Below are 26327 nucleotides of genomic sequence, written 5' to 3'. Positions count from 1 at the left end.
CCATGGGTGCTTCCGAGGGCCGCGGCGGCGGCGGCGAGGCCGCCGTCCATCGCAGCATCGAGGCGGTGTGGCGCATCGAATCCGCCAGGATCATCGCCACCGTCGCGCGCATGGTGCGCGACGTGGGCCTGGCCGAGGAACTGGCGCAGGACGCGCTGGTGTCGGCCCTCGAGCAATGGCCCGCCAAAGGCGTGCCCGACAACCCCGCCGCCTGGCTTACGGCCGTGGCCAAGCGCCGCGCGCTCGACCGGCTGCGGCACCGGCAGCTGGCCGAGCACAAGGCGCCCGAGATCGGCCGCGAACTCGATGCGCAGCACGAGATGGCCCAGGCCGATTTCGCCGAAGCGGTCGATGCGGCCATCGACGACGACATCGGCGACGACCTGCTGCGTCTGGTGTTCACCGCCTGCCATCCCGTGCTTTCGACCGAGGCGCGCGTGGCGCTCACGCTGCGCTTGATGGGCGGCCTCGGCACCGACGAAATCGCGCGGGCTTTTCTCGTGCCCGAAGCCACCGTGGCGCAGCGCATCGTGCGCGCCAAGCGCACGCTGCTCGAAGCGCGCGTGCCCTTCGAGGTGCCGCGCCGGCATGAACTCGAAGCGCGGCTCGCCTCGGTGCTCGAGGTGCTCTACCTGATCTTCAACGAAGGCTACTCGGCCACGGCCGGCGACGACTGGATGCGTCCCGCGCTGTGCGAGGAAGCCATGCGCCTGGGCCGCATCGTGGCGGAACTGATGCCCGATGCATCGGAAGTGCATGGCCTCGTGGCGCTGATGGAAATCCAGGCCTCGCGCACGGCCGCGCGCGTGGGCGCCTCGGGCGAGCCGGTGCTGCTGCTCGAGCAGAACCGCGCACGCTGGGACCACATGCTGATCCGGCGCGGCCTTGCGGCACTGGCGCGTGCCGAGGCGCTTGGCGGCGCCTTCGGCCCCTATGCGCTGCAGGCGGCCATTGCCGCCTGCCACGGCCGCGCGCGCACCGCGGAAGACACCGACTGGCCGCGCATCGCTGCGCTGTACGACGCGCTGGCCGAACTGTCGCCGTCGCCCATCGTCGAATTGAACCGCGCGGTGGCGCTGTCGATGGCTTTCGGGCCGGCCGCGGGGCTCGAAGTGGTGGATGCGCTCCTGGGCGAACCGGCCTTGCAGGCCTATCACCTGCTGCCGGCGGTGCGCGGCGACCTGCTCCTGAAGCTCGGCCGCCGCGGCGAGGCGCAGAGGGAATTCGACCGCGCCGCCTCGCTCACGCGCAACACGCGCGAGCGGACCTTGCTGCTGGCGCGCGCGCGGGCCTGCGCGGCCGCGCAGGGCTGAAACTCCTGGCCGCTATGCCTTCGGCGCCGAGGCCGAAGGCGAGCCGGGCAATCCGAACTGGTGCCAGGCGCGCCGCAGCTGCGTGTCAGAGCCGAAGCCCGAGATTTCCGCCGCCCGCGTCACGCTCGCGCCCGAGGCCAGCGCGAGCTGCGCGGCCGCCAGCCGCAGCCGGCGCAGGTAGGCCAGCGGCGCCACGCCCGCGTGCTCGACGAACAGCCGCGTCAGGTGCCGCGCCGAGGTGTGGGCCACTTGGGCCATCCGCGGCACGCTCCAGTCGGCCTGGGGCTGCTCGCTGACGGCGTCCTGCACGCGGTGCAGCGCGGCATGCAGGTGGTTGCGGTAGGCCAGGAAGGGCGACAGCTCCGGATCGTGCGGACCGCGCCGCTGCGCCACCACCATCGTCTGCGCCACCTGGGCGGCCAGCGCTTCGCCGCACACGTCGGCGATGCGGTGCAGCACCAGGTCGATGCCGGTGGTGACGCCCGCGCTGCTGTACACCGGCGAATCGATCACGAACACGCGGTTGGCGACCACCTCGCAGCGCGGCTCCACCGAGCGCAGTTCGTCGAGGTGATGGTGGTGCGTGGTGGCGCGCCGGCCGCAGAGCGCGCCGGCATGCGCGGCCAGCAGCGCGCCGGCGCAGACCGTGACCAGCTCGAGCCGGCCGGGCTCGAAGCGCTGGCCGCGCAGCCAGTGCAGCAGCTCCTGCGTCTCGGCGTTGTCGATCGGGATCGCGTCTCCGGGCAGCCCGACCAGCACGACCCAGGCCGGGCCATGCCATTGCGTCGGCAAGGGTGCGAGGTTGGCGAGCACTACGCCCACGGATCCGATCGACGTGGGCCGCGGGCCCGCGAATTCGATCTCGAAGCGCTCGGGCAGGCCCGCCGCAAGCAGCCGCTGGTTCGCGATGCGCAGCGCCTCGGCCGGGCCGGCCCAGTCGAGCACCAGGCTGCCCGGCAGCAGCACGAACACTACGCGGATGGGGTGTTGCCGGAGGTCCATGCGTAGTCCATCTGGCGCGCGGTACGTTCGGCCAGCGTGCGGCCGGCCAGGCGTTCGACCAGGTACAGGCTCATGTCGATGCCCGCGCTGATGCCCGCGGAGCTGACGATGCGGCCGCTGTCGACCCAGCGCTCGTTTTCGCGCACGTCGAGCGAGGGGAACTGCTCGCGCAAGTCCGCAATGTCTTCCCAATGCGTGGTGACGACTTCGCGCGTGGCCACGCCGCTTTTCGCGAGCAGGAAGACGCCGGTGCAGACCGAGGCGGCCAGCTGCGCGCCGGCCGCGCAGCCGGCGATCCAGCGCAGGGTGGCGGGGCTCGCCATGGGGGCATCGACCACGCCGCCGGGCACGATCAGCAGGTCGGCCGTTGGATTCGCGGCCAGGTCGTGATCGGCCAGCAGGCGCAGGCCGGCGCGCGCCTGCACGGGTTGGCTGGTGGTCGCTGCCACCGAGGCGACCTCGAAGGGGGCTTGCGCGCCGGGATTCATGCGCTGGCCGACGCGGCTCGCGGTGGTGAACACTTCGAACGGCCCCGCGAAGTCGAGCGCCTCGACGCCATCGTAGGCGAGGATCAGTACCCGAAGGCTCACTGGTGCACCCTTGGGGCGGCGCTCATGCGGCCACGCTTTCCGCGGAGCGCGCGCCGGCGCGCTCGAGCGCCTGCGCCACGCTGCAAACGGTGGCGAACCGGCCGTCCAGCACGGCCGCCGTGCGCGCCTTGATGTCGGCCGCGGCAAGCGGCCGGCCATCGGGCTGCAGCATGTCGAAGGTCAGCGTGGCCTCGGTCACGTAGTCGACCTCCCAGCCCAGGTCCGAGGCATGGCGCGTGGTGGTTTCGCAGCATTGCTCGGTGCGGATGCCGCTCACGATCAGCCGGCCGATGCCCTGCTGCGTGAGCCAGATGTCGAGCCCGCTGTTGACCAGCGCGCTGTGGCGGTGCTTGGTGAAGGTGGCTGCCGCCTCGAATGGCGCCAGGCCTTCGATCGGCCGCACGAAACCCGATTCGACCGCGAAGGGATGGCTTGCGGTGGCGGGACCGTCGACGTGGAAGACGCGCACGACCGGAATGCCCGCGGCCAGGCAGCCCTCGATCAGCGCGTTCTGGGCGGCGAAATAGGGCTGCGCGACGGGTTCGGACCAGTACGCGCGCTGGCGAAACGATTCCTGCGCATCGATCACAATCAGACAGGATTTCATGGCGTGGCTCGAAAGAGCGGAGTGGATGATGCCGCTTATTCTTCTACGCTGCCAGGGCGCGGTCCGCGCCGAAGCGGACCAGAACCGATCAAATCAGGACATCGGGGCTAAACCAGGCCGGCCGCCTGCAGCTCTTTCTTGAGGTACGCGTAGAAAAGCGGCGCCGCCACCAGTCCGGCCGGGCCGAACACCGCCTCGGCCACGAACATCACCGCCAGCAGCTCCCATACCCGCATCTGCGTGCGGCTGCCAACGACCTTGGCGTTGATCACGTATTCGGCCTTGTGGATGATGATCAGGAACACCAGGCAGGCCAGTGCCGTCACGGGCGACACCGACAGCGCCACCAGCGTGATCACCGAGTTGCAGACCAGATTGCCGACGATGGGCACCAGGCCCGCCACGAAGGTCAGCGTGATCAGGGCCGGCGTGTAGGGCAGGTGAGGACCCCAGAGCGGCATCAGGAACAGCAGGAAGACGGCGGTCAGCAGCGTGTTGAAGGCAGCGATCCAGAACTGCGCGGCCACGATCTGGCCGAAGGCCTCGCCGAAGATCGCGATGCGCCGGTGCAGCTGCGCGGCGAGCGGCCGGCGCTGCAGCGGCGAGGGCGCGATGGCGGCCAGTCCGCCCACGATGAGCCCCACGTAGGCAAACAGCAGGCCGCCGAGCCATGCCCGTCCGGCCAGCGCCAGCGATCCGGCCTGCGCGCGCAGGTAGTTGGCCACCACGCGCTGCACTTCGGCCGCGCCTTCGGGCAGGTAGACCGCAATCTCGGGTGGGAGCTTGAGCCGCAGTTCGAGCACCGTGCGGGCCGTGTAGTCGAGCAGTTCGCGGTACTGGTCGGGCGCGTCGAGGATGTACTCGCGCGCTTGCGACAGGCCCAGGGAGACGAGCGCGATGGGTGCCAGCAGCACCAGCGTGACTGCCAGCACCCGGGCCAGGACGTCGGCACGCCCGAGCGGCAGCCTGAGCCGGGCCAGGCCGGCGCCGATCAGGCGCGCAAACCAGCGCGTGGCGAGGAAACCGATGCACACGCACAGGAGGCCGGGCAGCAGGTGCTGCCACATCACCAGCAGCAGCGCGGCCGGCATCAGCAGGTAGCTGGCCAGAACCACGTTGCGCGAGGCGGCCTGGGGCTTGGTCTCGAAGGTGGCGAGGGAGGGTTTGGCCATCAGGGTCCGGGTGCTGCGCTTGCGAGCCTCGGAGCGAGGAGATCAGCCAACCACGACGGCGGCGCCCGCGCCGCGCTCGGCGATGGTGCCGATCTCGAACACCGACTCGCCGGCCGTGCGCAGCGTGGCGGCGCAGGCTGCGGCTTCGGCTGCGTCGATCACCACCACCATGCCGATGCCGTTGTTGAAGGTGCGGTTCATCTCGATGTCATCGATGCCGGCCACCTTCTGCAGCCAGGCGAAGAGCTCGGTCTGCGGCCAGCTGCCCTTCTTGAGGTGGGCGGCCGTGCCTTCGGGCAGCACGCGCGGAATGTTCTCGAGCAGGCCGCCGCCGGTGATGTGGGCCAGCGCCTTGATCGGGTGCTTGGCCAGCGCCTCGAGCACCGGCTTCACGTAGAGGTGGGTGGGCTCCATCACGGCTTCGCGGAACGGCTTGCCGTCGAGCGTGGCGGGCAGATCGGCCCCGGCGCGTTCGATCACCTTGCGCACCAGGCTGAAGCCGTTGGAATGCACGCCGGCCGAGGCCAGGCCCAGCACCACGTCGCCCGGCTTCACGTTCTGGCCCGTGAGGATCTTCGACTTTTCGACCGCGCCGACCGCGAAGCCCGCCAGGTCGTACTCGCCGGCCGGGTACATGCCGGGCATTTCGGCGGTTTCGCCACCGATCAGCGCGCAGCCGGAAATCTCGCAGCCGCGGGCGATGCCGCCGATCACGGCCGCGGCCGTGTCCACGTCGAGCTTGCCGCAGGCGAAATAGTCGAGGAAGAAGAGGGGCTCGGCGCCCTGCACCAGCACGTCGTTGACGCTCATGGCCACCAGGTCGATGCCGACCGTGTCGTGCATGTTCCATTCGAAGGCCAGCTTGAGCTTGGTGCCCACGCCGTCGGTGCCGCTCACCAGCACCGGCTCCTTGTAGCGCTTGGGCACCTCGAACAGCGCGCCGAAGCCGCCGATGCCGGCCAGCACGCCTTCGCGCAGGGTCTTCTTGGCGAGCGGCTTGATGCGGTCGACCAGAGCGTCGCCGGCATCGATATCGACACCTGCATCCTTGTAGCTGAGCGGGGTGGGCGTGGGGGAAGTCATGGTCGGACGGTGTCGAGAAGGGCGGGAAGGTGGAGGCGCCGGCGACCGAAGCGGCCGGGCCGATAGAATTCCTCACGATTTTAAGGGCCCTCCGGGCCCCCTCCATGAACCTTCCCGGGATGAAACAGCTCGCGCTCGATATCGGCATTGCGACGGGCCCCAGCTTCGACGCTTTTTTTGCCGGCCCGAACGAGGCGGCGCTGCGGCACCTGCAACTGTGGGTGGGCGGCGCCGGCAGCGCCGTGCCTCACTCTCCCGTCCCGACCTACCTGTGGGGCGAAGGCGGCAGCGGCAAGACCCATCTGCTCGAATCGGTGCGTGTCGCACTGCGGGAGCAGGGCGCGAGCGTGGGCTGGCTGCATGCCGGCCTGCTGGAGCCGCCAGAATTCGACGAGCGCTGGGGTGCCGTGCTGCTCGACGACGTGCACCTCTACACCGCCGTGCAGCAGCACGCGGCCTTCAACTGGTTCGTCAACGCGCAGACGCTGCAGCGCGGCGTCGTGGCCGCGGGCGCGCTGCCGCCGGCCGACCTGCCGCTGCGCGAGGACCTTCGCACCCGGCTGGGCTGGGGCCATGTGTTCCACCTGCAGGTGCTGAGCGAAAGCGAACGCCGCGCGGTGCTGCGCCAGGCCGCCGACACGCGCGGCGTCATGCTGTCGGACGAGGTGCTCGACTACATGCTGCATCGCTTCAGCCGCGACCTGGGCAGCCTGATGGAACTGCTCACGCAGCTCGACGGCTATGCCCTGCAGACACAGCGCGCGATCACGATCCCGCTGATCCGATCCATGCTCGAAAACGAATAGAGAAGAGCTTCAACCAACAATGATCAAGAAATTCATCGACAAGCTGCTCGGCAAATCGGCCGGCGGCGCACAGGGCAAGGGCCGCTTCGGCAAGCGCCAGGAGGTGCCGGCAGAGGTTCACAAGATCGATCCAGCCCTGGTCGACGAACGTGCCAGGAACGTCGTCACCACGCTCCAGCAGGCGGGCTACGAGGCCTACGTGGTGGGCGGCGCGGTGCGCGACCTGCTGCTGGGGCTGCGCCCCAAGGATTTCGACGTGGCCACCAACGCCACGCCCGAGCAGGTCAAGTCGCTCTTCCGGCGCGCCTTCATCATCGGGCGGCGCTTTCGCATCGTGCACGTGGTGTACGGCCGCGGCCGCGAGCACGAGGTGATCGAGGTCTCGACCTTCCGCGCCTACATGGACAATGCCGCCGCCGAGCAGGTGGCCGGCAACGAGCGCACCAGCAAGGGCGAGCTCGCGAGCATGAAGCATGCGGTGGACGCCAGCGGCCGCGTGCTGCGCGACAACGTCTGGGGCCCGCAGGAGGAAGACGCGGCGCGCCGCGACTTCACCGTGAACGCCATGTACTACGACCCGGCCAACCAGGTCGTGGTCGACTACCACAACGGCATCCGCGACGCCCAGAAGCTCACGCTGCGCATGATCGGCGATCCGGCCACGCGCTACCGCGAAGACCCGGTGCGCATCATCCGCGCCATTCGCTTCTCGGCCAAGCTCGCGGCGCTCGGTTTCAAGATGGAAGCCAAGACGGCCGCGCCGCTGGTCGAGTCGAGCAAGCTGCTGGCCGACGTGCCGCAGAGCCGCCTGTTCGACGAAATGCTCAAGCTGCTGCAGACCGGCCATGCCATTGCCACGGTCGAGCAGCTGCGCAAGCTTGGCCTCGCCAAGGGCATCTATCCGCTGCTCGACGTGGTGGTGGAGCGGGCCGATCAGCCCTTCGTGAAGGCGGCGCTGCAGGACACCGACCGCCGCGTCGGCGAAGGCAAGCCCGTGGCGCCGAGCTTCCTTCTGGCCTGCGTGCTGTGGGCCGACGTGCGCGACGGCTGGGCCCAGCGCGTCGAGGGCCAGCGCGGCCAGCGCCCGCAGCCGCCGTTCCCGGCGCTGCAGGACGCGATCGACGACGTGTTCAACGCCCGCATCGGCGATGTGTCGGGCCGCGGCAAGCTCGCTGCCGACATGCGCGAGATCTGGATGATGCAGCCGCGCTTCGACAAGCGCACCGGCTCCACTCCCTACAGCCTGGTGGACCAGGCGCGGTTTCGTGCAGCCTTCGACTTCATGCGCCTGCGCGCCGACGTGGGCGAGGTCAGCGAGGCCATTGCCGAGTGGTGGCAGGAGTTCAGCACTGCCGACGACGTGCGCCAGCAAGACCTGCTGGAGCAGGTGCGCGACGAGCAGAAGACCCGTCAGCGCGTGCGAACTCGCGACCCGGTGGCGCCCAAGCCCTCCCGCGGCGAACCGGCGGCGCGCCAGCGCCAGCCCGATGCCGACGCGCGGCAGGACGGCGAGGCCGAAGTCGAAGTCGAGGCCGGTGCCGTGCCGCCCGATGGCGAGCCGGCTGCGCCGCGCAAGCGCCGCCGTCGCCGCAAGCCGCGCACCGGAGGTGGTGGTGATGGTGGCGGCGAGGGCGGCGGGAGCGCCGCAGCCGAATGAGCGCACCGAACCGGCCGAAGGACGGCAAGAGCGGCGGCGCTTCGCCGAAGCCGAAGAGCGGCGGACCGGCGCCCGCACGGCGCCCGCCCGCCCGGCCTGCGGGCAAGGCGGGGTCTGCGGGGGCGCCCGCCCGCCGCACGCGCGAGGACTATCCGACCGTGCAGGCCTTCGTCGCCATCGGCGCCAACCTCGGCGACGCCCGGGCCGCCGTGACGGCGGCCATGGACGCCATCGGCACCATCGAGCGCACCGTGGTGACGGCGCGCTCGTCGCTCTACCGCAGCGCGCCGGTCGATGCGACCGGGCCCGATTTCATCAACGCCGTGGTGGCCGTGCGGACCGGGCTCACGGCCGAGGCCTTCCTGGCCGAGCTGCACCTGCTCGAGGAGCAGGCCGGCCGCGAGCGGCCCTTTCCCAATGCGCCGCGCACGCTCGACCTCGACCTGCTGATGCACGGCAATGCGATCAAGGACACGCCCGCGCTGGCCTTGCCGCATCCGCGCATGCGCGACCGCGCCTTCGTGCTGAAGCCGCTCGCCGAGATCGCGCCCGACAAGGTGCCGCGCGCGGCGCTTGCCCGCGTTTCCTCGCAGGTCATCGAGCGGATTCGCGACTGAGCAGGCGGGGCGGTGAGCCCCGTCGGCCGGGCGGCTTTGTTTCGCCCATTACACTTGCGCGGTTTTTCATGACGTTGTCACACATTTGTGGCAGCCGCGAACCCAGGAGAGAGCCATGTTCGGCAAGCTGCTGCCCCGCGAGGGGAATTTTTTCGAGATGTTCAACCAGCACGCCGAGCGCATCGTCGAAGCGGCGCGGGCGTTCGAGCAACTCGTGGCCAATTACAGCGACGTGCACCTGCGCGAGCAGTACAACCGCGACGTCGACAATGCCGAGCGTGCGGCCGACCGCGTCACGCACGACGTCAACCGGCTGATCCACAAGACCTTCATCACGCCGATCGACCGCGAGCAGATCCACAAGCTCATCAACACGATGGACGACGTGGCCGACCTGATCCAGGACTCGGCCGAGACCATGGCGCTGTACGACGTGCGCCACATGACCGACGAGATCGTGCGCCTCACCGCCCTGAGCGTGAAGTGCTGCGACCGCCTCAAGGACGCCGTCAAGTTCCTCGGCAAGATCGCCGACCCGGCGGTGGCCGAGGCCACGCTCAAGACCTGCGAGGAAATCGACCGCCTCGAGTCTGATGCCGACCGCGTGATGCGCAGCGCCATGAGCAAGCTGTTCCGCGAGGAGCCCGATGTGCGCGAGGTGATCAAGCTCAAGGCAATCTACGAATTGCTCGAGACGATCACCGACAAGTGCGAGGACGTGGCCAACGTCATCGAGGGCATCGTCCTCGAAAATTCCTGAGCGGTAACCATCGATGGCAACGGTTCAGGTCGCCCTCTGGGTGGTGATGATTCTGGTCGCGCTGGCGATCTTGTTCGACTTCATGAATGGCTTCCACGACGCGGCGAACTCGATCGCCACCGTGGTGTCGACCGGCGTGCTCAAGCCGGGCCATGCCGTACTGTTCGCGGCCTTCTTCAACCTGATCGCGATCTTCATCTTCCACCTGAGCGTGGCGGCAACGGTCGGCAAGGGCATTGCCCAGCCCGGCGTGGTCGATGTGCACGTGGTCTTCGGCGCGCTCGTGGGCGCCATCAGCTGGAACCTCGTGACCTGGTACTACGGCATCCCGAGCAGCTCGTCGCACGCGCTGATCGGCGGCATCGTGGGCGCCGTGATCGCCAAGACCGGTACCGGCGGCCTGGTGGCTTCCGGCATCTGGAAGACCGTGGCCTTCATCTTCGTTTCGCCATTTCTCGGCTTTCTGCTGGGCTCGATGATGATGGTGCTGGTGGCCTGGGGCTTCCGGCGCGCCACGCCCTCGCGCGTGGACCGCTGGTTCCGGCGGCTGCAACTGGTTTCGGCCGGGGCCTACAGCCTGGGCCACGGCGGCAACGACGCGCAGAAGACCATCGGCATCATCTGGATGCTGCTGATCGCCACCGGCTACGCCTCGGCCGGCGACGCGGCGCCGCCGAACTGGGTCATCGTGAGCTGCTATGCCGCCATCGCGCTGGGCACCATGTTCGGCGGCTGGCGCATTGTGAAGACCATGGGCCAGAAGATCACCAAGCTCAAGCCCGTGGGCGGCTTCTGCGCGGAGACGGGCGGCGCGATCACGCTGTTCCTGGCCACCGCGCTGGGCATTCCCGTGTCGACCACCCACACCATCACCGGCGCCATCGTCGGCGTGGGCTCGGCGCAGCGCGCGAGCGCCGTGCGCTGGGGCGTGGCGGGCAACATCGTCTGGGCCTGGATCTTCACGATCCCGGCGTCGGCTTTCGTTGCGGCGATTGCCTACTGGTTCAGCTGGCAGATTTTCTGAGGCTGCGCAGCCTTCGGGCGCAACACTTACTGTGAGATCTTCCGGCCTTCCTCGACCTGGTGTTCGAAGTAGCGCTGGAAGCTGAACACGATGCTGGCCATCAGCACCGTGGTGCCGAACAGGAGTGCCAGCACCACGGCGCCGATCGTGGCCCAGTTCGTGCGGCCCGGCGCGGCGTCCGAAGGTGCGCCGCCGTTGAAGCGGGCGTTCCACTTCTCGGGCGTCATGAGGCCGTAGACGATGGCCGTCAGCGCGCATCCTGCGATGGTGAAGCCCAGTAGCGGAATCAGCACCCAACTCCAGCCGTCGTCCAGGCCGTACATGCGCGCGCGCTCGATGCCGTACAGGCCCAGCGCGGTGGGAATGGGCAGCAGCCAGCCGAACCAGTCGCCGATGCCGCGCAGGTAGAAGCGGTGCAGGCCCAGCGGGCCTCCCAGGAAGGAGAGCCAGGCGGCAATGGTCTTGTTTTTCATTCGGGTTGGGTGGTGCTGCCTTCGCCGAGCACCTTTTCCATCAGGACCACGTCGCGCCATTCGCCGAACTTCCAGCCGCAGTCCTTGAGCACGCCCACGTGCGTGAAGCCCTGGCTGCGGTGCACGCCGACCGAGCCGGCGTTGGCCGAATCGCCGATGACGGCAATCAGCTTGCGCACGCCCGCCGCCTCGGCGGCCTGCGAGAGGGCGGCCAGCAGTTGGGCGCCCAGGCCCTTGCCGCGTGCGGCTTCGGACATGTAGATCGAGTCTTCGGCCGAAAAGCGGTAGGCCGGGCGCGGCTTGAACCAGTTGCAGTAGGCAAAACCCAACACCTCGCCATTTTCTTCGGCCACGAGGTAGGGCAGGTTCCTGCCGAGCACGTCGGCGCGGCGCGCGGCCATGTCGGCGGCAGAGGGCGCTTCGGTCTCGAAGGTGCCGGTGCCGTTCAGCACGTGGTGGGCGTAGATGGCCGTGATGGCCGCGATGTCTTGGTCGCGGCTGGGGCGGATGGTGAGGGTCATGCAGGTGGCAAACGGAACGCGGCAAGCGCGGAAATTCGGAGAAAACGCGGGTCGGGCTATAATCGCAGGCTTTTCAGCGTGTCGCTGGCCGGGTGGCCATGTCGCGTGTCTCGACGTTGAAAGAACACTGTGAGCGGGCCTCTTGTCAAACAACGGGCTTGCTGCACCACCCAAGGATAAATCATGGTCGTCATTCGACTCTCCCGCGGCGGCTCCAAAGGCCGTCCGTTCTTCAACATCGTCGTGTCGGACAAGCGCGTTCGCCGCGATGGCCGCTTCATCGAGCGCCTGGGTTTCTACAACCCGACCGCCAAGGAAAACGAAGAAAGCATCCGTATTGCCCAGGACCGCCTGGCCTACTGGAAGAGCGTTGGCGCACAAGCTTCGCCCACGGTCCTGCGCCTGATCAAGCAAGCCGCTGCAGCAGCCCCCAAGGCAGCTGCCTAAGCTGCCCGGCACGCCGATGCTGCCCGCACTCGAAGCCGCCGAATTGCCGGCGGATGCGATCGAGGTAGGACGCATCGCCGATGCATGGGGCATCAAGGGCTGGTTCAAGGTCCTGCCCCACAGCGCCCAGCCCGAGGCGCTTTTTTCTTCCAAGCGCTGGTTCCTGCAGGCTCCCGGAGCCTCGGCAACCGCAGCTTTCCGGCTCGCGATCCGCGAAGCCAAGGAACACTCCGACTGCATCGTCGCCTCCTCCGAGGACGTGCCCGACCGCAATGCGGCCGAGGCGCTTCGCGGCGCGCGCGTGTTCGTGCCGCGCTCGAGCTTTCCCACGGCCGGCGACGACGAGTACTACTGGGTCGACCTGATCGGCCTTTCGGTGGTCAACCGCGAAGGCGTGCCGCTCGGCACGGTGCGCGAGCTGCTCGCCACCGGCCCGCAGACCACGCTGGTGCTCGCGGCCGAGGAAGACGGCAAGGCCATCGAACGCATGGTGCCCTTCGTCTCGGTCTTCGTCGACAAGGTCGACCTCGCCGGCCGCCTCATCACGGTCGACTGGCAGCCTGAATACTGACCGGGGCTCGCGCGCATGCGCTTCGACGTCCTCACGCTGTTTCCCGAACTGTTCGCGCCCTTCATGGCCAGCGGCGTGACGCGCCGCGCCTACGAGGCCAAGCAGGTCGAGGTCGTGCTCTGGAACCCGCGCGACTTCGCGCAGGGCAACTACAAGCGCGTCGATGACCGGCCCTTTGGCGGCGGACCCGGCATGGTGATGATGGCCGAGCCGCTCTCGGCCTGCCTTGACGCGGCGCTGGCCGCGCGCGGATCCCGGGCGCCGGTCGTGCTGTTCTCCCCCATCGGCGAGACTTTGCGCCACGAAGCGGTCGAGCGCTGGTCGGCCAGCGAGGGCGCGGTGCTGGTCTGCGGCCGCTACGAAGGCATCGACCAGCGCTTCATCGACACGCGCGTGACGCACCAGATCAGCCTGGGCGACTTCGTTCTTTCGGGCGGTGAGATCGCGGCCATGGCGCTGCTCGATGCCGTGGCGCGGCTGCAGCCCGGCGTGCTGGGCGACGAGGCCAGCCATGTGCAGGACAGCTTCAATCCTTCGCTCGACGGATTGCTCGACTGCCCGCACTACACCCGGCCGGAGCAATGGAACGGGCAGGGCGTGCCGGCGCCGCTGCTGTCAGGGCACCACGTGCAGATCGAGCGCTGGCGCCGCGACCAGCGCCTGGCCATCACGGCCGCGCGGCGGCCCGACCTGATTGCCGCCGCACGCGCCGCCGGCCGCCTGAGCAGGGTCGATGAGGCAGCGCTGAAAAAAAAGCTATAATCCTCGGTTCCCCGATCCTCTGCCCGGCCGCGCCTGGCTTGTTGCTTTCATCCAGCGATGGAAGAGCAATGAAACCGAAGGCGCCTTTTGTGTAGCGCGAGCACGATCGAATATCAGGAAATCATGAACCTCATCGAAACCCTCGAGCAGGAAGAAATCGCCCGCCTCGGCAAGAAGATCCCCGATTTCATGCCCGGTGACACGGTCATCGTCAGCGTGAGCGTCGTCGAAGGCACCCGCAAGCGCGTGCAGGCCTACGAAGGCGTCGTGATCGCCAAGCGCAATCGCGGCCTCAACAGCGGCTTCACGGTGCGCAAGATCTCCAGCGGCGAAGGCGTGGAGCGTACGTTCCAGACCTACAGCCCGCTGATCGCCGGCATCGAAGTCAAGCGCCGTGGCGATGTGCGCCGCGCCAAGCTGTACTACCTGCGCGAGCGCAGCGGCCGTTCGGCACGCATCAAGGAAAAGCTGCCGGGCAAGTCGCAAGCAGCATCGGCCGCCAAGTAAGCTGCCTTCCTGCCGTGCAAAAAGCCGCCGCTCAGGCGGCTTTTTGCGTTGTGCGCCGTGCACGCTTCTTGCAAAAAGACAGCGCGGCTTTTTTACGCTCTACTCCTTCACTGAAACTCTCTCACTTGACCCACTCCACCGCCCCCATGCAACTCGCTCCCGTCGAACCCGTCAATGCCGTGGTGCCGCCCACGCTGCTGCCGTTCGACCCGCGCGAGGCGCCTGTGGTCGGCGGCCCCGACGGCCTGCCCGCCGTGGCAACCGCGCAATTGACGACCGAGGCCCTGCGCAGGCGCTTTGCCGCCCCGCCCGAGTGGACGCCCGAATTGCGGCGCGAGCCGCGCCTGACCGACCGCGCCCCCGCGCAGGCGGCCGTGCTGGTGCCCATCGTGCAGCGCGCGCAAGGCGCCACCGTGCTGCTGACCGAGCGCACGGCGCACCTGTCCAACCATTCGGGACAGGTGGCGTTTCCGGGCGGGCGCGTCGATCCCGAGGACGCCAACATCGCGGCGGCCGCACTGCGCGAGGCCTGGGAAGAAGTCGGGCTCTCGGCCCAGTACATCGAAGTGCTCGGCAGCCTTCCTACCTACACGACCATCACGTCATTCATCGTGACGCCCGTGGTTGCGCTGGTGAAGCCCGAGTTCGAGCTCACCATCAATCCCTACGAAGTGGCGCTGGCCTTCGAGGTGCCGCTGGCCTGGCTCATGGATCCGGCCAACCACCGCCGCCATACCGTGCCTGCGCCCGACGGCACCCGCCGCGAGTGGTATTCGATGCCCTACCAGGACGGCACCGAAGAGCGCTTCGTCTGGGGTGCCACCGCGGGCATGCTGCGCAATCTCTATCGTTTCCTCAGCGCCTGAGCTCGGCCCGCGCCGCGCCTGTGCAGGCGCCCTCGCTATCATCGAAGGATGAGCTTCTTTGCCATCCTGTGTGCGTTGCTGATCGAGCAGGTGCGGCCGCTCGCCTCCCACAACCCGGTGTACGGCGGCGTGCTGGCCTGGACGCGCTGGACCAGCCGCAATTTCGACGCCGGCAAGCCGCACCATGGATGGGTCGCATGGGGCCTTGCGGTGCTCATGCCCACGCTGATGACGCTGGGCATCCACCTGCTGCTGGTGTTCACGCTGGGGCTGCCGTTCGCAGTGCTCTGGAGCGTTGCGGTGCTCTACGTCACGCTCGGTTTCCGGCAGTTCAGCCACCACTTCACGGACATCCGCGATGCGCTCGACGAAGGTGACGAGCCGCTCGCGCGCTCGCTGCTGGCGCATTGGCAGGGCGTGGATGCGGCCGGACTGCCGCGCAGCGAAATCGTTCGCCACGTGATCGAGCATTCGGTGATTGCGGCGCACCGCCACGTGTTCGGCGTGCTGGCCTGGTTCTCGGTGCTGGCCGCCCTGGGCCTGGGGCCGGCCGGCGCGGTGTTCTATCGGATGAGCGAGTTCGTTTCGCGCTACTGGCACCACAAGAACGGCGCGGCGGTGCAGCCTTCGAGCGTCTCGGTGCAGCGGGCCGCGGAGAGCGCCTGGCACGCCATCGACTGGCTGCCTGCGCGCATTACCGCACTGGGCTTTGCCGTGGTCGGCAGCTTCGAAGAGGCGATCGACTGCTGGCGCAATGACGCACGGCGCTTTCCGAGCGAGAACGACGGCGTGATCCTCGCGGCGACCTCGGGCGCCGTCAATGTGCGCCTGGGCGGCGGCGCGCTGAGTCCGATTCCCGTCACCGATCCCCTCCCGCGCGCACAGGCCGGCGATTCGATGGCCGATGGCCGCCGGCTCGACAGCGGCAGCACGCCGGGCCGCGAGCCCGAGCCCGGCCACCTGCGCAGCGTGGTGGGCCTGGTGTGGCGTTCGGTGGTGATGTGGATGGTGCTGCTGGCCTTGCTCACGCTGGCCCGCCTGCTCGGCTGAGCGGCAGCTCTCCAAAAAGATCATGACCACCCCTGCACCGGCCTTCTGGAGCCCGCGCATCGGCGCGCTCGAACCCTATGTGCCCGGCGAGCAGCCGCGCATCGCCAACCTCGTCAAGCTCAACACCAACGAGAACCCGTATCCGCCGTCACCCCTCGCCATCGATGCCATCCAGCAGGCGGCGGCGAATGGCCTGGAGCGCTATCCGGACCCCGCCTCGCTCGCACTGCGCGAAGCGGTGGCGCGGCGGCACGGCCTGCAGGCCGACCAGGTCTTTGCGGGCAACGGCTCGGACGAGGTGCTGGCGCACGCCTTCTTCGCCTTCTTCCAGCAGGCCGAGCGGCTGCTGATGCCCGATGTGAGCTACAGCTTCTACCGGGTCTATGCGCAGCTCTACGGCATCGACTGCGAACTGCTGCCGGTCGACCCAGGCCTGTGCATCGACGTCGATGCCATGGCGGCCCGCGCCCGCGGCGGCTGCGCGGGCCTGGTGATCGCCAACCCGAATGCGCCCACGGGCATCGGGCTGCCGCTCGCACGCATCGAGCAGCTGCTCGCGGCCTGCCCTGAGCGCGTGGTGCTGGTCGACGAGGCGTATGTCGATTTCGGCGGCGAGAGCGCGCTGCCGCTCATTGGCAAATATCCGAACCTGCTGGTGGTGCAGACCTTGTCCAAGTCGCGTTCGCTGGCCGGCCTGCGGGTCGGCTTTGCCTGCGGGCAGGCGCACCTGGTCGAGGCGCTGGTGCGCGTCAAGGACAGCTTCAATTCCTATCCGCTCGACCGGCTTGCCACGGCGGGTGCGGTGGCGGCGCTCGAAGACGAGGCCTGGTTCCAGGCCACGCGCGACAAGGTCGTCGACACCCGCGAAGGGCTCAGCCTGCAACTCGAAGACCTGGGCTTCGAAGTGCTGCCTTCGCAGGCCAACTTCGTGTTCGCACGCCATCCGGAGCGCGACGCGGCCGAACTGGCGGCGCTGCTGCGCGAGCGCGCGGTGCTGGTGCGGCATTTCAGGCAGCCGCGCATCGCGCAGTATCTGCGCATCAGCATCGGCACTCGCGAGCAGTGCGGGGCGCTGGTGCAGGCGCTCGAATCGATCCTGGGCGTTCAGTAGCGCGACTGGCTGAGTTCGGCGAAGAGTTCGCCATAGATCCTGTAGCGCGTGGCGCTGATCGGCCCCGGCTTGCCGGGCGCGCCCACGTTCGCGATCACGCCGCAGCCCGGCTCGTGCAGATGGGTGCAGTTGTAGAACTTGCAGTCGTTCGCATGCGCGGCAATGTCGGGCATCAGGCCCGCGAGCTGCATCGGCGCGATGTGGTTCAGGCCGAATTCCTGGAAGCCCGGCGAATCGATCAGGCTGGTGGTGCGCGCCTCGTCGACCCAGTACCAGGTGGTGCTGGTGGTGGTGTGCTTGCCCGAATTCAGGGCCTGCGAGATTTCGCCGGTCAATGCGGTGGCACCGGGTACCAGCAGGTTGATCAGCGTGCTCTTGCCGGCGCCCGAGGGCCCCAGCACCAGCGTGCTCTTGCCCGCGAGCAGCTTCATGAGCGACGCGTAGTCGGCCTCGCCCGACGCCTTGAGCGAGAGCGGCAGCACGCCATGGTGCATGCGGCGGTAGGGCGCGAGCTTGTTCCATGCGCGCTCGAAGGGCTCGGCCAAATCGCTCTTGTTGAGCGCGATGATCGGCGTGATGCGTTCGGCTTCGGCGGCAATGAGCGCACGCGCGAGTTGATGCTCGGAGAACTCCGGCTCGGCCGCGATCAGGATCAGCACATGGTCGAGATTGGCCGCGAACGACTTGGTGCGGATTTCGTCCTGCCGGTAGAAGAGGTTGCGCCGCGGCACGACTTCTTCGATGGTGCCTTCGTCTTCGCTGGCCTGCCAGCGCACGCGGTCGCCGACCACGGCCTGGCTCTTCTTGCCGCGCGGATGGCAGATCAGGCGTTCGCCCGCTGGCGTTTCGACCAGGCAATGGCGGCCATGGCTCGCGATGACCAGGCCGTCGTGAAGAATGCGCGCGGAGGCGACGGCCCCCTTGGCGGGAGTGCGGCCCGGCTTAGCCAACGGCGGGTTTCCTCATCACGGTGCCGGGCTGGCCACCAGCGCGTTCGCCTGGCGCGCGCACTCGAAGTCGGTGATCGAGAGCCCGCCCACGTCGTGCGTGTTGAAACGCACCACGCAGCGGTTGTAGTGCACCGAGAGGTCCGGATGATGGTCTTGCGTATGGGCGATGAAAGCCAGCGCATTCACGAACGCGATGGTCTCGAAGTAGTCGGCGAAGCTGAAGGTCTTCTCGATGGCCACATTGGCACCGTCGCCGTCGAGCTTCCAGCCATCGAGCTTGGCGAGGCCGGAGACGATTTCGGTGGCGCTCAGTGACTTGCGGGGGATGTTTTTCCAGTCTTTGGGCTTGAACATGCTGCTCATGGTCTCGGCTTTCCGGCAAATGTCTTCTTCAGGCCGCCGTCATGCGCGCAAGGCGCTCGGAGGCCGGAGGGTGGGAGTAGTAGAACTTGACGAACACCGGGTCGGGCGTGAGCGTCGACGCGTTGTCCTGGTAGAGCTTGAGCAAGGCGGCCGACAGGTCGGCGCCGCTGGTTTGCGCCACCGCATAGGCATCGGCCTCGAACTCATGCTTGCGCGACAGGCGTGCGGGCAGCGGCGCGACGAAGAAGCCGAACACCGGCACTGCGAGCATGAAGAGCAGCAGCGCGAGTGCATCGTTCGGCGCCGTTGCCGCCATGTTGGGCTGCACGCCGAGGCCCGTGTAGAACCAGGCCTGGGTCGACACCCAGCCCAGCAGTGCGAAGCCCGCCAGGCTCAGCGCGAACATCGCAACGAGCCGCTTCACGATGTGGCGGTGCTTGAAGTGGCCGAGCTCGTGCGCGAGCACGGCCTCGACTTCGGCTGCGTCGAGCTGGCGCAGCAGCGTGTCGTAGAACACCACGCGCTTGCTCGCACCAAAGCCGGTGAAGTAGGCATTGGCATGGGCGCTGCGGGTGCTGCCGTCCATCACGAACAGGCCCTTGGCGGCAAAGCCGCAGCGCTTCATCAGCGCCGTGACGCGTTCCTTGAGCGTGGGGTCGTCGAGCGGCTTGAACTTGTTGAACAGCGGCGCAATGAAGGTGGGGTACACCAGCATCCCCAGCAGGTTGAATCCCATCCACACGGCCCAGGCCCAGAGCCACCAGGTGGCGCCGGCCGCGCCCATGAGCCACAGGATCAGCGCCGCAATCGGCAGGCCGATCGCGGCGCCGAGTGCCGTGGACTTGAGCGTGTCAGCGAGCCAGAGGCGCAAGGTCATCTTGTTGAAGCCGAAGCGCTCCTCGAGCCTGAAGGTCTGCCAGAGCGTGAAGGGCAGCTCGAGCAGGCCGCCGATGACCGCAAAGGCCGCCAGCAACGCCAGCTGCTGCACCATGCCGCCGCCGAGCCAGCTCAGCAGCAGCCTGTTGAGCACGTCGAGCCCGCCCAGCAGCGTCCAGCCAAGCAGCAGCGCGGTGCTCCAGGCCATTTCGACGAGGCCGAAACGCGCCTTGGCAATGGTGTAGTCGGCCGCCTTCTGATGGGCGGCGAGGCTGATGGTGTGCTCGAAAGCCGCCGGCACCGCGCCGCGGTGCCGCGCCACGTGGCGCACCTGCCGCGAGGCGAGCCAGAACTTCACGAGCAGGCCCGCGACCAGTGCAACGGCGAAGGCAGTGGTGAAGATGAGCGAATAGGACATGACTGGCGAGTTTAGCCCTCGGGTCCGGCCGGCGCAGGCCTTCGACGACAATCCTGCCATGCCCGAATCCCTTGACCCCACGACCGTCGCAACCCTCCCCGTCCTCAAGAAAAGCGACCAGAACCTGGTCTGGCTCGATTGCGAAATGAGCGGCCTCGACCCCGAGAAGGAGCGCCTGCTCGAGATTGCCGTGGTCGTCACCGGCCCCGACCTCACGCCACGCATCGACGGCCCCGTGCTGGTCATCCACCAGAGCGACGCGGTGCTCGACGCCATGGACGCCTGGAACAAGGGCACGCACGGCCGCAGCGGCCTGATCGACAAGGTGAAGGCTTCCACGCTGGACGAAGCCGCGGCCGAGCAGCAGCTGCTGGAGTTCGTGGCCCGCTATGTTCCCAGGAGCGGTTCGCCCATGTGCGGCAACACCATCGGGCAGGACCGGCGCTTCCTGGTCAAGTTCATGCCCAAGCTCGAGGCGTACTTCCACTACCGCAACCTCGATGTCAGCACCCTGAAGGAGCTGGCCAAGCGCTGGAAGCCCGCCGCCTACAGCGCCTTCAAGAAGCAGCAGGCGCACACCGCGCTGGCCGACGTGCACGAATCCATCGAGGAGCTCGCGCACTACAGGGAAACCTTCCTGAAATTGACGGATTAGGTAAAAACCCCGAGTCGTGCCATAATCGATGGCTTCGCTGATCTGGGGGATTTTCCGGTCAGCGTCTCTTGCATCTCCCTATCTTGCACACCGCGCCCGATCGCATCCGCTGATCAAAAAGGGCCGCAGCTTCCGGCGAAAGCCAGAAGTTGAATGTCGTTGGATGGTTGATGTTTTTAACCACCAACGGGGCGCCGCCTACGGCAGCGCTCGCGTTTGAGATTGATATTCACATGACCGACGCTTTTGAAGCGCAGGGCGAGTTCGCGCCTGTGCAATCCACCAACAACAACGAATTCATCGCCGCCGTGGACACCGTGTCCGAAGCGCCGATCCTCGAGGCGCTCGACGCCGCAGCGCCCGAAGCGGCCGCGGCCGAAGAAGCCCGCGTGCCCAACGGCTTCATCAAGCTCGGCCTCGCGCCCGAGCTGATCGCCGCCGTGGCCGACCTGGGCTTCACCCAGCCCACCACCGTGCAAGACAAGGTGATCCCGCTCGCCATGGGCGGTGAAGCCGGCCAGGACGGCAAGGCCCGTTTTGTCGACCTGATGGTCTCGAGCCAGACCGGCTCGGGCAAGACCGCCGCCTTCCTGCTGCCCGTGCTGCACACGCTGCTCAAGCGCCAGGCCGAGGCCGAAGCCGAAGCCAAGGCCGAATTCCAGCGCCTGGCCGCCGAAGCCGCCGCGCGCGGCGAAGCCGTGCCGAAGAAGCCCAAGCGCAAGGACCCGACCAACGCCCGCCATTTCAAGGCCGCCACGCCCGGCGCCCTGATCCTGTGCCCGACGCGCGAACTCGCGCAGCAGGTGGCGCATGACGCCATCGAACTGGTTCGCCACTGCCGGGGCCTGCGCGTGGCCAACGTGGTGGGCGGCATGCCCTACCAGCTGCAGATCGCCAAGCTGCAGAACGCCGACCTCGTGGTGGCCACGCCCGGCCGCCTGCTCGACCTGCAGCGTTCGCAGCAACTCAAGCTCGACCAGGTCAAGTTCCTGGTGGTCGACGAGGCCGACCGCATGCTCGACCTCGGCTTCTCCGACGATCTGGCCGAAGTCAACCAGCTCACCATCGAGCGCCAGCAAACGATGATGTTCAGCGCCACCTTCGCGCCGCGCATCCAGCAGCTGGCCCAGCGCGTCATGCGCGAGCCGCAGCGCATCACCATCGACAGCCCGCAAGAGAAGCACGCCAACATCAAGCAGTCGCTGTACTGGGCCGACAACAGCCAGCACAAGCGCAAGCTGCTCGACCACTGGCTGCGCGACACCAGCATCAACCAGGCGATCGTGTTCGCCAGCACGCAAGTCGAGTGCGACGGCCTCGCCAACGACCTGCAGCAAGAAGGCTTCAGCGCCGTGGCGCTGCACGGCGCCCTGAGCCAGGGCCTGCGCAACCGCCGCCTGATGGCGCTGCGCCAGGGCCAGGTGCAGATCCTGGTGGCCACCGACGTGGCCGCGCGCGGCATCGACGTGCCCACCATCACCCACGTCTTCAACTTCGGCCTGCCGATGAAGGCCGAGGACTACACCCACCGCATCGGCCGCACCGGCCGCGCCGGCCGCGACGGCCTGGCCATCACCTTTGCCGAGTTCCGCGATCGCCGCAAGATCATGGACATCGAGCAATACAGCCGCCAACAGTTCAAGGCCGAAGTGGTGGCCGGCCTCGAGCCGCAGCAGCGCATGCCGCAATCGCGCCCGCCGATGGGCGAGTACCGCGGCGGCCGTGGCGACAACCAGTCGCGCGACCGCAAGTTCGGCAATGGCGGCGGCGGTGGCTACCGTGGCGGCAACAGCGGCGGCTATGCTGGCGCCAGCGGCTTCAACGACCGCAACGCACGCGGTCCGGCCCCGAGCCAAGGCCACCAGGGCCCGCGTGGCTTCCAGGGCGGCAACAACGCCGGCTTCGGCGGCAGCCGTGACGACGGCGGCAATGGCGGCGGCTACGGCCGCAAGCCGGGCTGGGGCGACAACAGCGCCCCGCGCGGCGGCCACGGCCAAGGCCACCACGGTGGTGGCCGCGGCGACGGCGGCTTCGCGCCCCGTGAAGGCTTCGCTCCGCGCGAGGGTTTTGCACCGCGCGGCAACGGCGCAGGCCATGGCGGCCCGGGCAAGGTGTTCGTGCCGCGCGACGCCCAAAAGCGTGCGTTCAAGCCCTCGCGCTGATCCATTTCCAAGCGGCCGGCCGGCCGCTCGCCCCAAAAGAAAGCCCGCGCTTCCCACGAAGCGCGGGCTTTTTCATTGCGGGTTTCCGAGGGGGGCGCAGGCACGAAACTTGATTGACATATGAATCGATGAAAAGTAATGTAATAGGGCATTGCTTCCCCGGTCCGTACCGCGGCTGCCGGTTCATCGACGTCTGCCTTTCAAAGTTCGAACATGAAAATTGCAATTCTTGGTGGTGGCCACGGCGCCTATGCGGCCGCCGCGGACCTGTCCGAAGCCGGCCATGAGGTGCGCCTTTGGCGCCGCGATGCAGCCGCGCTCGAGCCGGTGGTGCAAGCCGGCGCGATCACGCTGAAGGACGCCGATGGCGTGCGCGAGGTGCCGCTGGCGCTGGCCACCGCCGACATCGCCGCGGCGCTCCAGGGCGCCGAGCTCATCGTCATTCCCACGCCCGCCATCGCCCAGCACGACATCGCGCTCGCCATGGCGCCGCACCTGGCCGACGGCCAGGTCGTCTTCCTGCCGCCGGGCACCTTCGGCAGCTATGTGATGGCAAGGACGGTGAAGCAGGCCGGCAGCCGCGCCGACGTAGCCTGGGCCGAAACCGGCACCTTGCCGTACCTCGCGCGCAAGCACGGCGAGCGCGAGGTGAACCTCACGATCCGCGCCATCCGCCTGCCGACCGGCGTCTATCCGGCGCGCAAGGAGGCCGAGGCCGTCGAGGTGATCCGCCGCGCCTACCCGGCGGTGCATGGCTGCGGCAATGCGCTCTCGGGCGCGCTCATGAACGCCGGCCCGGTCATCCACCCGCCGCTGATGGTGATGAACGCCGCGCCGCTGCAGCACTTCGAGCGCTGGGACATCCACAACGAAGGCACGCAGCGCGCCGTGCGCGACGTGACCGACCGGCTCGACCAGGAGCGCATGGCCGTGCGCGAAGCCTTCGGGCAGGGCGCGCCGCACTATCCGCTGGCCGACCACTACAACAACGACCAGTGGATGTACGGCGACGCGCACAAGCAGCTCGTCAAGTCGGGCGACTGGCGCGAGAACATCGACCTGCACACGCACCGCTACATCACCGAGGACACCGAGCTCGGCCTCGCCTTCCTGGCCTCGGCCGCGCGCCATGCGGGGGTGGATGCGCCCATCGCGCATGGCCTGCTGGCGATCGTCGGCGGCTTTCTCGGCCGCGACCTGCGGCACGGCCCGCGCACTTTCGAGAGCCTGGGCCTGGCCGACCTGAGCGCGGCGCAGCTCGCGCAGAGGCTGCACGATGGCGAATGAGCGCGCGTCGCTGCCCCGCTTTGCGGCTGTCGGCGCGGGCCGCATGGGGCGCGGCATCGCGATCGCGTTCGCCTACGCGGGCCACCGCATCTCGCTGGTCGACCTGCGCCAGCGCAGCGACGAGGACTGGCAGTGGCTGCAGGGCGAAGCGAAGGCCGAGATCGAAGCCAGCCTCGCGGGCCTGGCGCAGCTCGGGGTGATCGACGCTGCGCAGGTCCAGTCCATTGCCGCCCGCGTGGACTTCGTGAGCGCCGCCGAAGCACCGCAAGCGCTGGCCGCCGCCGAGCTGGTGTTCGAGGGCGTGCCCGAAACCCTGGAGGCCAAGCGCGAAGCCTTCGAGCAGCTCAACCGCCATTGCCGCGACGACGCCATCCTCACGTCGACCACCAGCAGCATCCTCGTTACGCAGCTCGCGGCGCTGGTGCGGCTGCCCGGGCGCTTCCTGAACATGCACTGGCTCAATCCGGCTTATGTGATTCCCGTGGTGGAGCTCAGTTGCCATCCCGGCACCGATGCCGCCGTGCTCGCGCGCACCAAGGCGCTGATGGAGGCCATCGGCAAGCTGCCCGTCGTCTGCGGCGCGTCGCCGGGGTACATCGTGCCGCGCCTGCAGGCGCTGGTGATGAACGAGGCGGCCCGCATGATCGAGGAGGGCGCCGCCACCGCCGAGGAAATCGACAAGGCCACGCGCTACGGCCTCGGCCTGCGCTTTGCCGCGCTCGGCGTGGTCGAGTTCATCGACTTCGGCGGCTGCGACATCCTGCACCACGCGAGCCGCGAGATGTCGGCCTCGATCGACAAGGGGCGCTACACCGCGCCGGCCATCGTCGATCGCATGGTCGAGGAGGGGCGGCTCGGCCTCAAGAGCGGCAGCGGCTTCTACGACTACCAGGGCCGCGACATCGCGGCCTACCGGCGCGACGTGCTGTCGCGCACGCTCGGCGAGTTGAAGCACGCGGGCCTGTGGCGCGCGCCGGCCGGCGAGACGCTGCCGTGACGATCCGCCGCGCCTTTGCCGACCTGTCGGTGGGGCAGGTGCACTACGCGGCATGCGGCGATGCGAACGCGCCGGCCGTGCTGCTGCTGCACCAGTCGCCGCGCAGTTGGGCCGAATACCGCGAGGTGCTGCCGCTGGTCGGCGCGCGGTATCGCACCGTTGCCATGGACACCGCGGGCTTCGGCGATTCGGCGGACGGCGGCGTGCCGGCGAGCATTGCGCAGTGGGCGCGCGTGGCGGGCGAACTGCTCGATGCACTGGGCATTGCGCGGGCCGACGTGGTGGGGCACCACACGGGCGGCGTCATCGCGGTCGAACTGGCGGCGGCGTTTCCGGGCCGGGTGCGCAGCCTCGTGCTGTCGTCCACGCCGTACACCGGCGAAGCCTTTCGCATCGCAAGGGCCGAGAGGCCGCCCATCGACGAGGTCGCTCCCAGCGAAGACGGCAGCCACCTGGCGGCACTCTGGCAGAGGCGCCAGGGCTTCTATCCTGAAGGGCGCCCCGATCTGCTCGAGGCCTTCGTGCGCGATGCATTGAAGGTCGGCCATCGCGTGGAGGAGGGCCATCGGGCCGTCGCGTCCTATCGCATGGAAGAGCGCATCGGCCGCGTGACGCAGCCCGCGCTGATCATCCGCGCCACCGCCGATCCGTTTGCCGCGCCGCATGCGCAGGAGCTGCTGCACCACCTGCCGCAGGCGCGCATGGTCGACATCGAAGGCGGCATGGTCCCCTTGCCCGACCAGATGCCCGAAGCCTTCGCGCAGGCGGTGCTCGATTTTCTTTCGGCGCTGCCCTCATGAAAGCCATCCGCATCCACGGCTTCGACGCGGTGCCGGTGCTCGAAGAGGCGCCCGACCCGGCGCCACGGCCCGGCCGCACCATCGTGCGCATGCACGCGGCCACCGTCGGCCACATCGACCGCACCGTGTGGCGCGGCAGCTTCCTGCGCCATCCGCCGCTGCCCTACACGCCGGGCGTGGAGGCCGCGGGCATCGTCGTTGCCAGCGGGCGCTTTGCCGCCGGCCAGCGCGTGTGGCTGCGCGGCAGCGGCCTGGGCACGCTGTTCGACGGCACCTGGTGCGAGCAGATCGATGCGCCCGACGAAGCGCTGGGCCTGTTGCCCGACGTGCTGCCGATGGCGGTGGGTGCCGCGTTCTTCTCGCCCACCACCTCGGCATGGGTGGCGCTGCATGAAGTCGCGAAGCTGCAGGCCGGCGAGCAGGTGCTGGTCACGGGGGCGAGTGGTGCCGTGGGCTCTCTCGCCGTGCAGCTGGCGCGCGAGCTTGGCTGCTCCGTGGGCGCGGTCGATCCGGACGCCGAGGCCCCGCCGACCGCGAGTGCGGACCTGCTGATCGACACGGTCGGCGGCACCGTCCTGTCGGCGGCCTTGCCGGCCGTGCGGCCCGGCGGGCGCGCCGTGCTCATCGGCTACACCGCGGGCCCCACGCTGCAGCTTGACATCGCGCACTTCCTGCAGCGCGACGTGGCGCTGCTGCCGCTCAACATGTTCAGGCGCGAAGCCGCCGGCCGGGCCGCGGCGCCCGAGCTGCTTGCGCGGCTGGCCGACGGCCGCCTGCATCTGGAGGTGCGCAGCTTTGCACTGGCCGATGCCGCCGTGGCGCTCGAATGGATTGCGCAGCGCGGCCATCGCGGCCGCGCGGTGCTGGTGCCTTAGCCGCG

The 26327-nt window shown here is 68.7% G+C and carries 29 protein-coding genes; 19 read left to right on the top strand and 10 right to left on the bottom strand.

Annotation, left to right across the window (positions count from 1 at the left end; all coding sequences use genetic code 11):
• Positions 1 to 2: 2 nt before the first annotated feature.
• Complete coding sequence (locus EJO66_RS01320; protein ID WP_124957139.1) at positions 3 to 1313, top strand: RNA polymerase sigma factor; 1311 nt, start codon at positions 3 to 5, stop codon at positions 1311 to 1313.
• Between the two features lie 12 nt (positions 1314 to 1325).
• Here the strand turns inward: EJO66_RS01320 and EJO66_RS01315 are convergent, their stop codons facing one another.
• From EJO66_RS01315 to purM, 5 genes are all read right to left on the bottom strand, one after another.
• Entirely contained in the window at positions 1326 to 2315 is a 990-nt protein-coding gene (locus tag EJO66_RS01315; RefSeq protein ID WP_125964506.1) for a GlxA family transcriptional regulator, read from the bottom strand.
• On the bottom strand, positions 2285 to 2905 hold the full coding sequence (locus EJO66_RS01310) for a DJ-1/PfpI family protein (protein WP_125964505.1): 621 nt from the start codon (positions 2903 to 2905) through the stop codon (positions 2285 to 2287). Before EJO66_RS01310 ends, EJO66_RS01315 begins: the two co-directional genes overlap by 31 nt.
• A 22-nt stretch (positions 2906 to 2927) precedes the next feature.
• A complete protein-coding gene (locus tag EJO66_RS01305) occupies positions 2928 to 3512 on the bottom strand; it encodes a cysteine hydrolase family protein (RefSeq protein ID WP_125964504.1) in 585 nt (194 codons plus the stop codon).
• Positions 3513 to 3619: 107 nt separating this feature from the next.
• On the bottom strand, positions 3620 to 4684 hold the full coding sequence (locus EJO66_RS01300) for an AI-2E family transporter (protein WP_125964503.1): 1065 nt from the start codon (positions 4682 to 4684) through the stop codon (positions 3620 to 3622).
• A 42-nt stretch (positions 4685 to 4726) separates the two neighbouring features.
• The gene (purM, locus tag EJO66_RS01295; protein ID WP_124957134.1) at positions 4727 to 5767 is read right to left on the bottom strand and encodes a phosphoribosylformylglycinamidine cyclo-ligase; all 1041 of its coding nucleotides are present in this window, start codon (positions 5765 to 5767) and stop codon (positions 4727 to 4729) included.
• A 119-nt stretch (positions 5768 to 5886) separates the two neighbouring features.
• Here purM and hda point away from each other — a divergent pair, with 119 nt between their 5' ends.
• The 5 genes from hda (at position 5887) to EJO66_RS01270 (ending at position 10631) form a co-directional block, all read left to right on the top strand.
• Positions 5887 to 6573 carry a DnaA regulatory inactivator Hda gene (gene hda, locus EJO66_RS01290; RefSeq protein WP_223262175.1) on the top strand — a complete coding sequence of 229 codons (687 nt, stop codon included), beginning with the start codon at positions 5887 to 5889 and terminating at the stop codon, positions 6571 to 6573.
• 19 nt (positions 6574 to 6592) lie between these two features.
• The gene (gene pcnB, locus EJO66_RS01285) at positions 6593 to 8230 is read left to right on the top strand and encodes a polynucleotide adenylyltransferase PcnB (protein ID WP_125964502.1); all 1638 of its coding nucleotides are present in this window, start codon (positions 6593 to 6595) and stop codon (positions 8228 to 8230) included.
• Positions 8227 to 8847: a 2-amino-4-hydroxy-6-hydroxymethyldihydropteridine diphosphokinase gene (gene folK / locus EJO66_RS01280; RefSeq protein ID WP_317617007.1), complete on the top strand. Its 621-nt coding sequence runs from the start codon at positions 8227 to 8229 to the stop codon at positions 8845 to 8847. The genes pcnB and folK overlap by 4 nt, the downstream gene beginning before the upstream one ends.
• A gap of 115 nt (positions 8848 to 8962) precedes the next feature.
• Positions 8963 to 9607, top strand: a complete 645-nt coding sequence (locus EJO66_RS01275) for a DUF47 domain-containing protein (protein WP_012746613.1) — start codon at positions 8963 to 8965, stop codon at positions 9605 to 9607.
• A 13-nt stretch (positions 9608 to 9620) separates the two neighbouring features.
• Complete coding sequence (locus EJO66_RS01270; protein WP_124957130.1) at positions 9621 to 10631, top strand: inorganic phosphate transporter; 1011 nt, start codon at positions 9621 to 9623, stop codon at positions 10629 to 10631.
• A gap of 26 nt (positions 10632 to 10657) precedes the next feature.
• On the opposite strand, the gene EJO66_RS01265 is transcribed toward EJO66_RS01270, so the two are convergent.
• Positions 10658 to 11104, bottom strand: coding sequence for an NINE protein (locus tag EJO66_RS01265; protein ID WP_124957128.1), 447 nt, complete (start codon positions 11102 to 11104; stop codon positions 10658 to 10660).
• Positions 11101 to 11625, bottom strand: a complete 525-nt coding sequence (locus EJO66_RS01260; protein WP_124957126.1) for a GNAT family N-acetyltransferase — start codon at positions 11623 to 11625, stop codon at positions 11101 to 11103. Before EJO66_RS01260 ends, EJO66_RS01265 begins: the two co-directional genes overlap by 4 nt.
• A 183-nt stretch (positions 11626 to 11808) precedes the next feature.
• On the opposite strand from EJO66_RS01260, the gene rpsP reads away from it, so the two are divergent.
• The 7 genes from rpsP (at position 11809) to hisC (ending at position 16939) form a co-directional block, all read left to right on the top strand.
• A complete protein-coding gene (gene rpsP / locus EJO66_RS01255; protein ID WP_007831311.1) occupies positions 11809 to 12072 on the top strand; it encodes a 30S ribosomal protein S16 in 264 nt (87 codons plus the stop codon).
• 16 nt (positions 12073 to 12088) lie between these two features.
• On the top strand, positions 12089 to 12643 hold the full coding sequence (gene rimM, locus EJO66_RS01250; RefSeq protein WP_124957124.1) for a ribosome maturation factor RimM: 555 nt from the start codon (positions 12089 to 12091) through the stop codon (positions 12641 to 12643).
• Positions 12644 to 12658: 15 nt separating this feature from the next.
• Positions 12659 to 13405 (top strand): tRNA (guanosine(37)-N1)-methyltransferase TrmD, encoded by a 747-nt coding sequence (trmD, locus tag EJO66_RS01245; protein WP_124957122.1) that lies wholly within the window; start codon positions 12659 to 12661, stop codon positions 13403 to 13405.
• Between the two features lie 123 nt (positions 13406 to 13528).
• Positions 13529 to 13912: a 50S ribosomal protein L19 gene (rplS, locus tag EJO66_RS01240; RefSeq protein WP_018903298.1), complete on the top strand. Its 384-nt coding sequence runs from the start codon at positions 13529 to 13531 to the stop codon at positions 13910 to 13912.
• Positions 13913 to 14058: 146 nt separating this feature from the next.
• Positions 14059 to 14778, top strand: coding sequence for a CoA pyrophosphatase (locus tag EJO66_RS01235; protein ID WP_124957120.1), 720 nt, complete (start codon positions 14059 to 14061; stop codon positions 14776 to 14778).
• A 48-nt stretch (positions 14779 to 14826) separates the two neighbouring features.
• A complete protein-coding gene (locus tag EJO66_RS01230) occupies positions 14827 to 15828 on the top strand; it encodes a CobD/CbiB family protein (RefSeq protein WP_124957118.1) in 1002 nt (333 codons plus the stop codon).
• A 22-nt stretch (positions 15829 to 15850) separates the two neighbouring features.
• Positions 15851 to 16939, top strand: coding sequence for a histidinol-phosphate transaminase (hisC, locus tag EJO66_RS01225; RefSeq protein WP_124957116.1), 1089 nt, complete (start codon positions 15851 to 15853; stop codon positions 16937 to 16939).
• Here hisC and rsgA read toward each other — a convergent pair.
• From rsgA to EJO66_RS01210, 3 genes are read right to left on the bottom strand one after another with little or no spacing between them, the layout of a single operon-like run.
• Complete coding sequence (rsgA, locus tag EJO66_RS01220) at positions 16933 to 17889, bottom strand: ribosome small subunit-dependent GTPase A (protein ID WP_124957114.1); 957 nt, start codon at positions 17887 to 17889, stop codon at positions 16933 to 16935. The genes hisC and rsgA overlap by 7 nt on opposite strands.
• A gap of 15 nt (positions 17890 to 17904) precedes the next feature.
• On the bottom strand, positions 17905 to 18252 hold the full coding sequence (locus EJO66_RS01215) for a 4a-hydroxytetrahydrobiopterin dehydratase (protein ID WP_124957112.1): 348 nt from the start codon (positions 18250 to 18252) through the stop codon (positions 17905 to 17907).
• 28 nt (positions 18253 to 18280) lie between these two features.
• Positions 18281 to 19546 carry a M48 family metallopeptidase gene (locus EJO66_RS01210; protein ID WP_124957110.1) on the bottom strand — a complete coding sequence of 422 codons (1266 nt, stop codon included), beginning with the start codon at positions 19544 to 19546 and terminating at the stop codon, positions 18281 to 18283.
• Positions 19547 to 19604: 58 nt separating this feature from the next.
• On the opposite strand from EJO66_RS01210, the gene orn reads away from it, so the two are divergent.
• From orn to EJO66_RS01180, 6 genes are all read left to right on the top strand, one after another.
• Positions 19605 to 20201, top strand: a complete 597-nt coding sequence (orn, locus tag EJO66_RS01205) for an oligoribonuclease (RefSeq protein WP_124957108.1) — start codon at positions 19605 to 19607, stop codon at positions 20199 to 20201.
• A 233-nt stretch (positions 20202 to 20434) separates the two neighbouring features.
• Positions 20435 to 22363 carry a DEAD/DEAH box helicase gene (locus tag EJO66_RS01200; protein WP_164547759.1) on the top strand — a complete coding sequence of 643 codons (1929 nt, stop codon included), beginning with the start codon at positions 20435 to 20437 and terminating at the stop codon, positions 22361 to 22363.
• Positions 22364 to 22576: 213 nt separating this feature from the next.
• Positions 22577 to 23650 (top strand): NAD/NADP octopine/nopaline dehydrogenase family protein, encoded by a 1074-nt coding sequence (locus EJO66_RS01195; protein ID WP_124957104.1) that lies wholly within the window; start codon positions 22577 to 22579, stop codon positions 23648 to 23650.
• On the top strand, positions 23640 to 24647 hold the full coding sequence (locus EJO66_RS01190) for a 3-hydroxybutyryl-CoA dehydrogenase (protein WP_125964501.1): 1008 nt from the start codon (positions 23640 to 23642) through the stop codon (positions 24645 to 24647). The genes EJO66_RS01195 and EJO66_RS01190 overlap by 11 nt, the downstream gene beginning before the upstream one ends.
• On the top strand, positions 24644 to 25447 hold the full coding sequence (locus EJO66_RS01185) for an alpha/beta fold hydrolase (protein ID WP_124957100.1): 804 nt from the start codon (positions 24644 to 24646) through the stop codon (positions 25445 to 25447). Before EJO66_RS01190 ends, EJO66_RS01185 begins: the two co-directional genes overlap by 4 nt.
• Positions 25444 to 26322, top strand: coding sequence for a quinone oxidoreductase family protein (locus EJO66_RS01180; protein ID WP_125964500.1), 879 nt, complete (start codon positions 25444 to 25446; stop codon positions 26320 to 26322). The genes EJO66_RS01185 and EJO66_RS01180 overlap by 4 nt, the downstream gene beginning before the upstream one ends.
• Positions 26323 to 26327 lie beyond the last annotated feature (5 nt).

This window comes from Variovorax beijingensis, from assembly GCF_003951285.1.
Lineage (GTDB): Bacteria > Pseudomonadota > Gammaproteobacteria > Burkholderiales > Burkholderiaceae_C > Variovorax > Variovorax beijingensis.
This window is presented reverse-complemented; position numbering and strand designations above follow the sequence as displayed.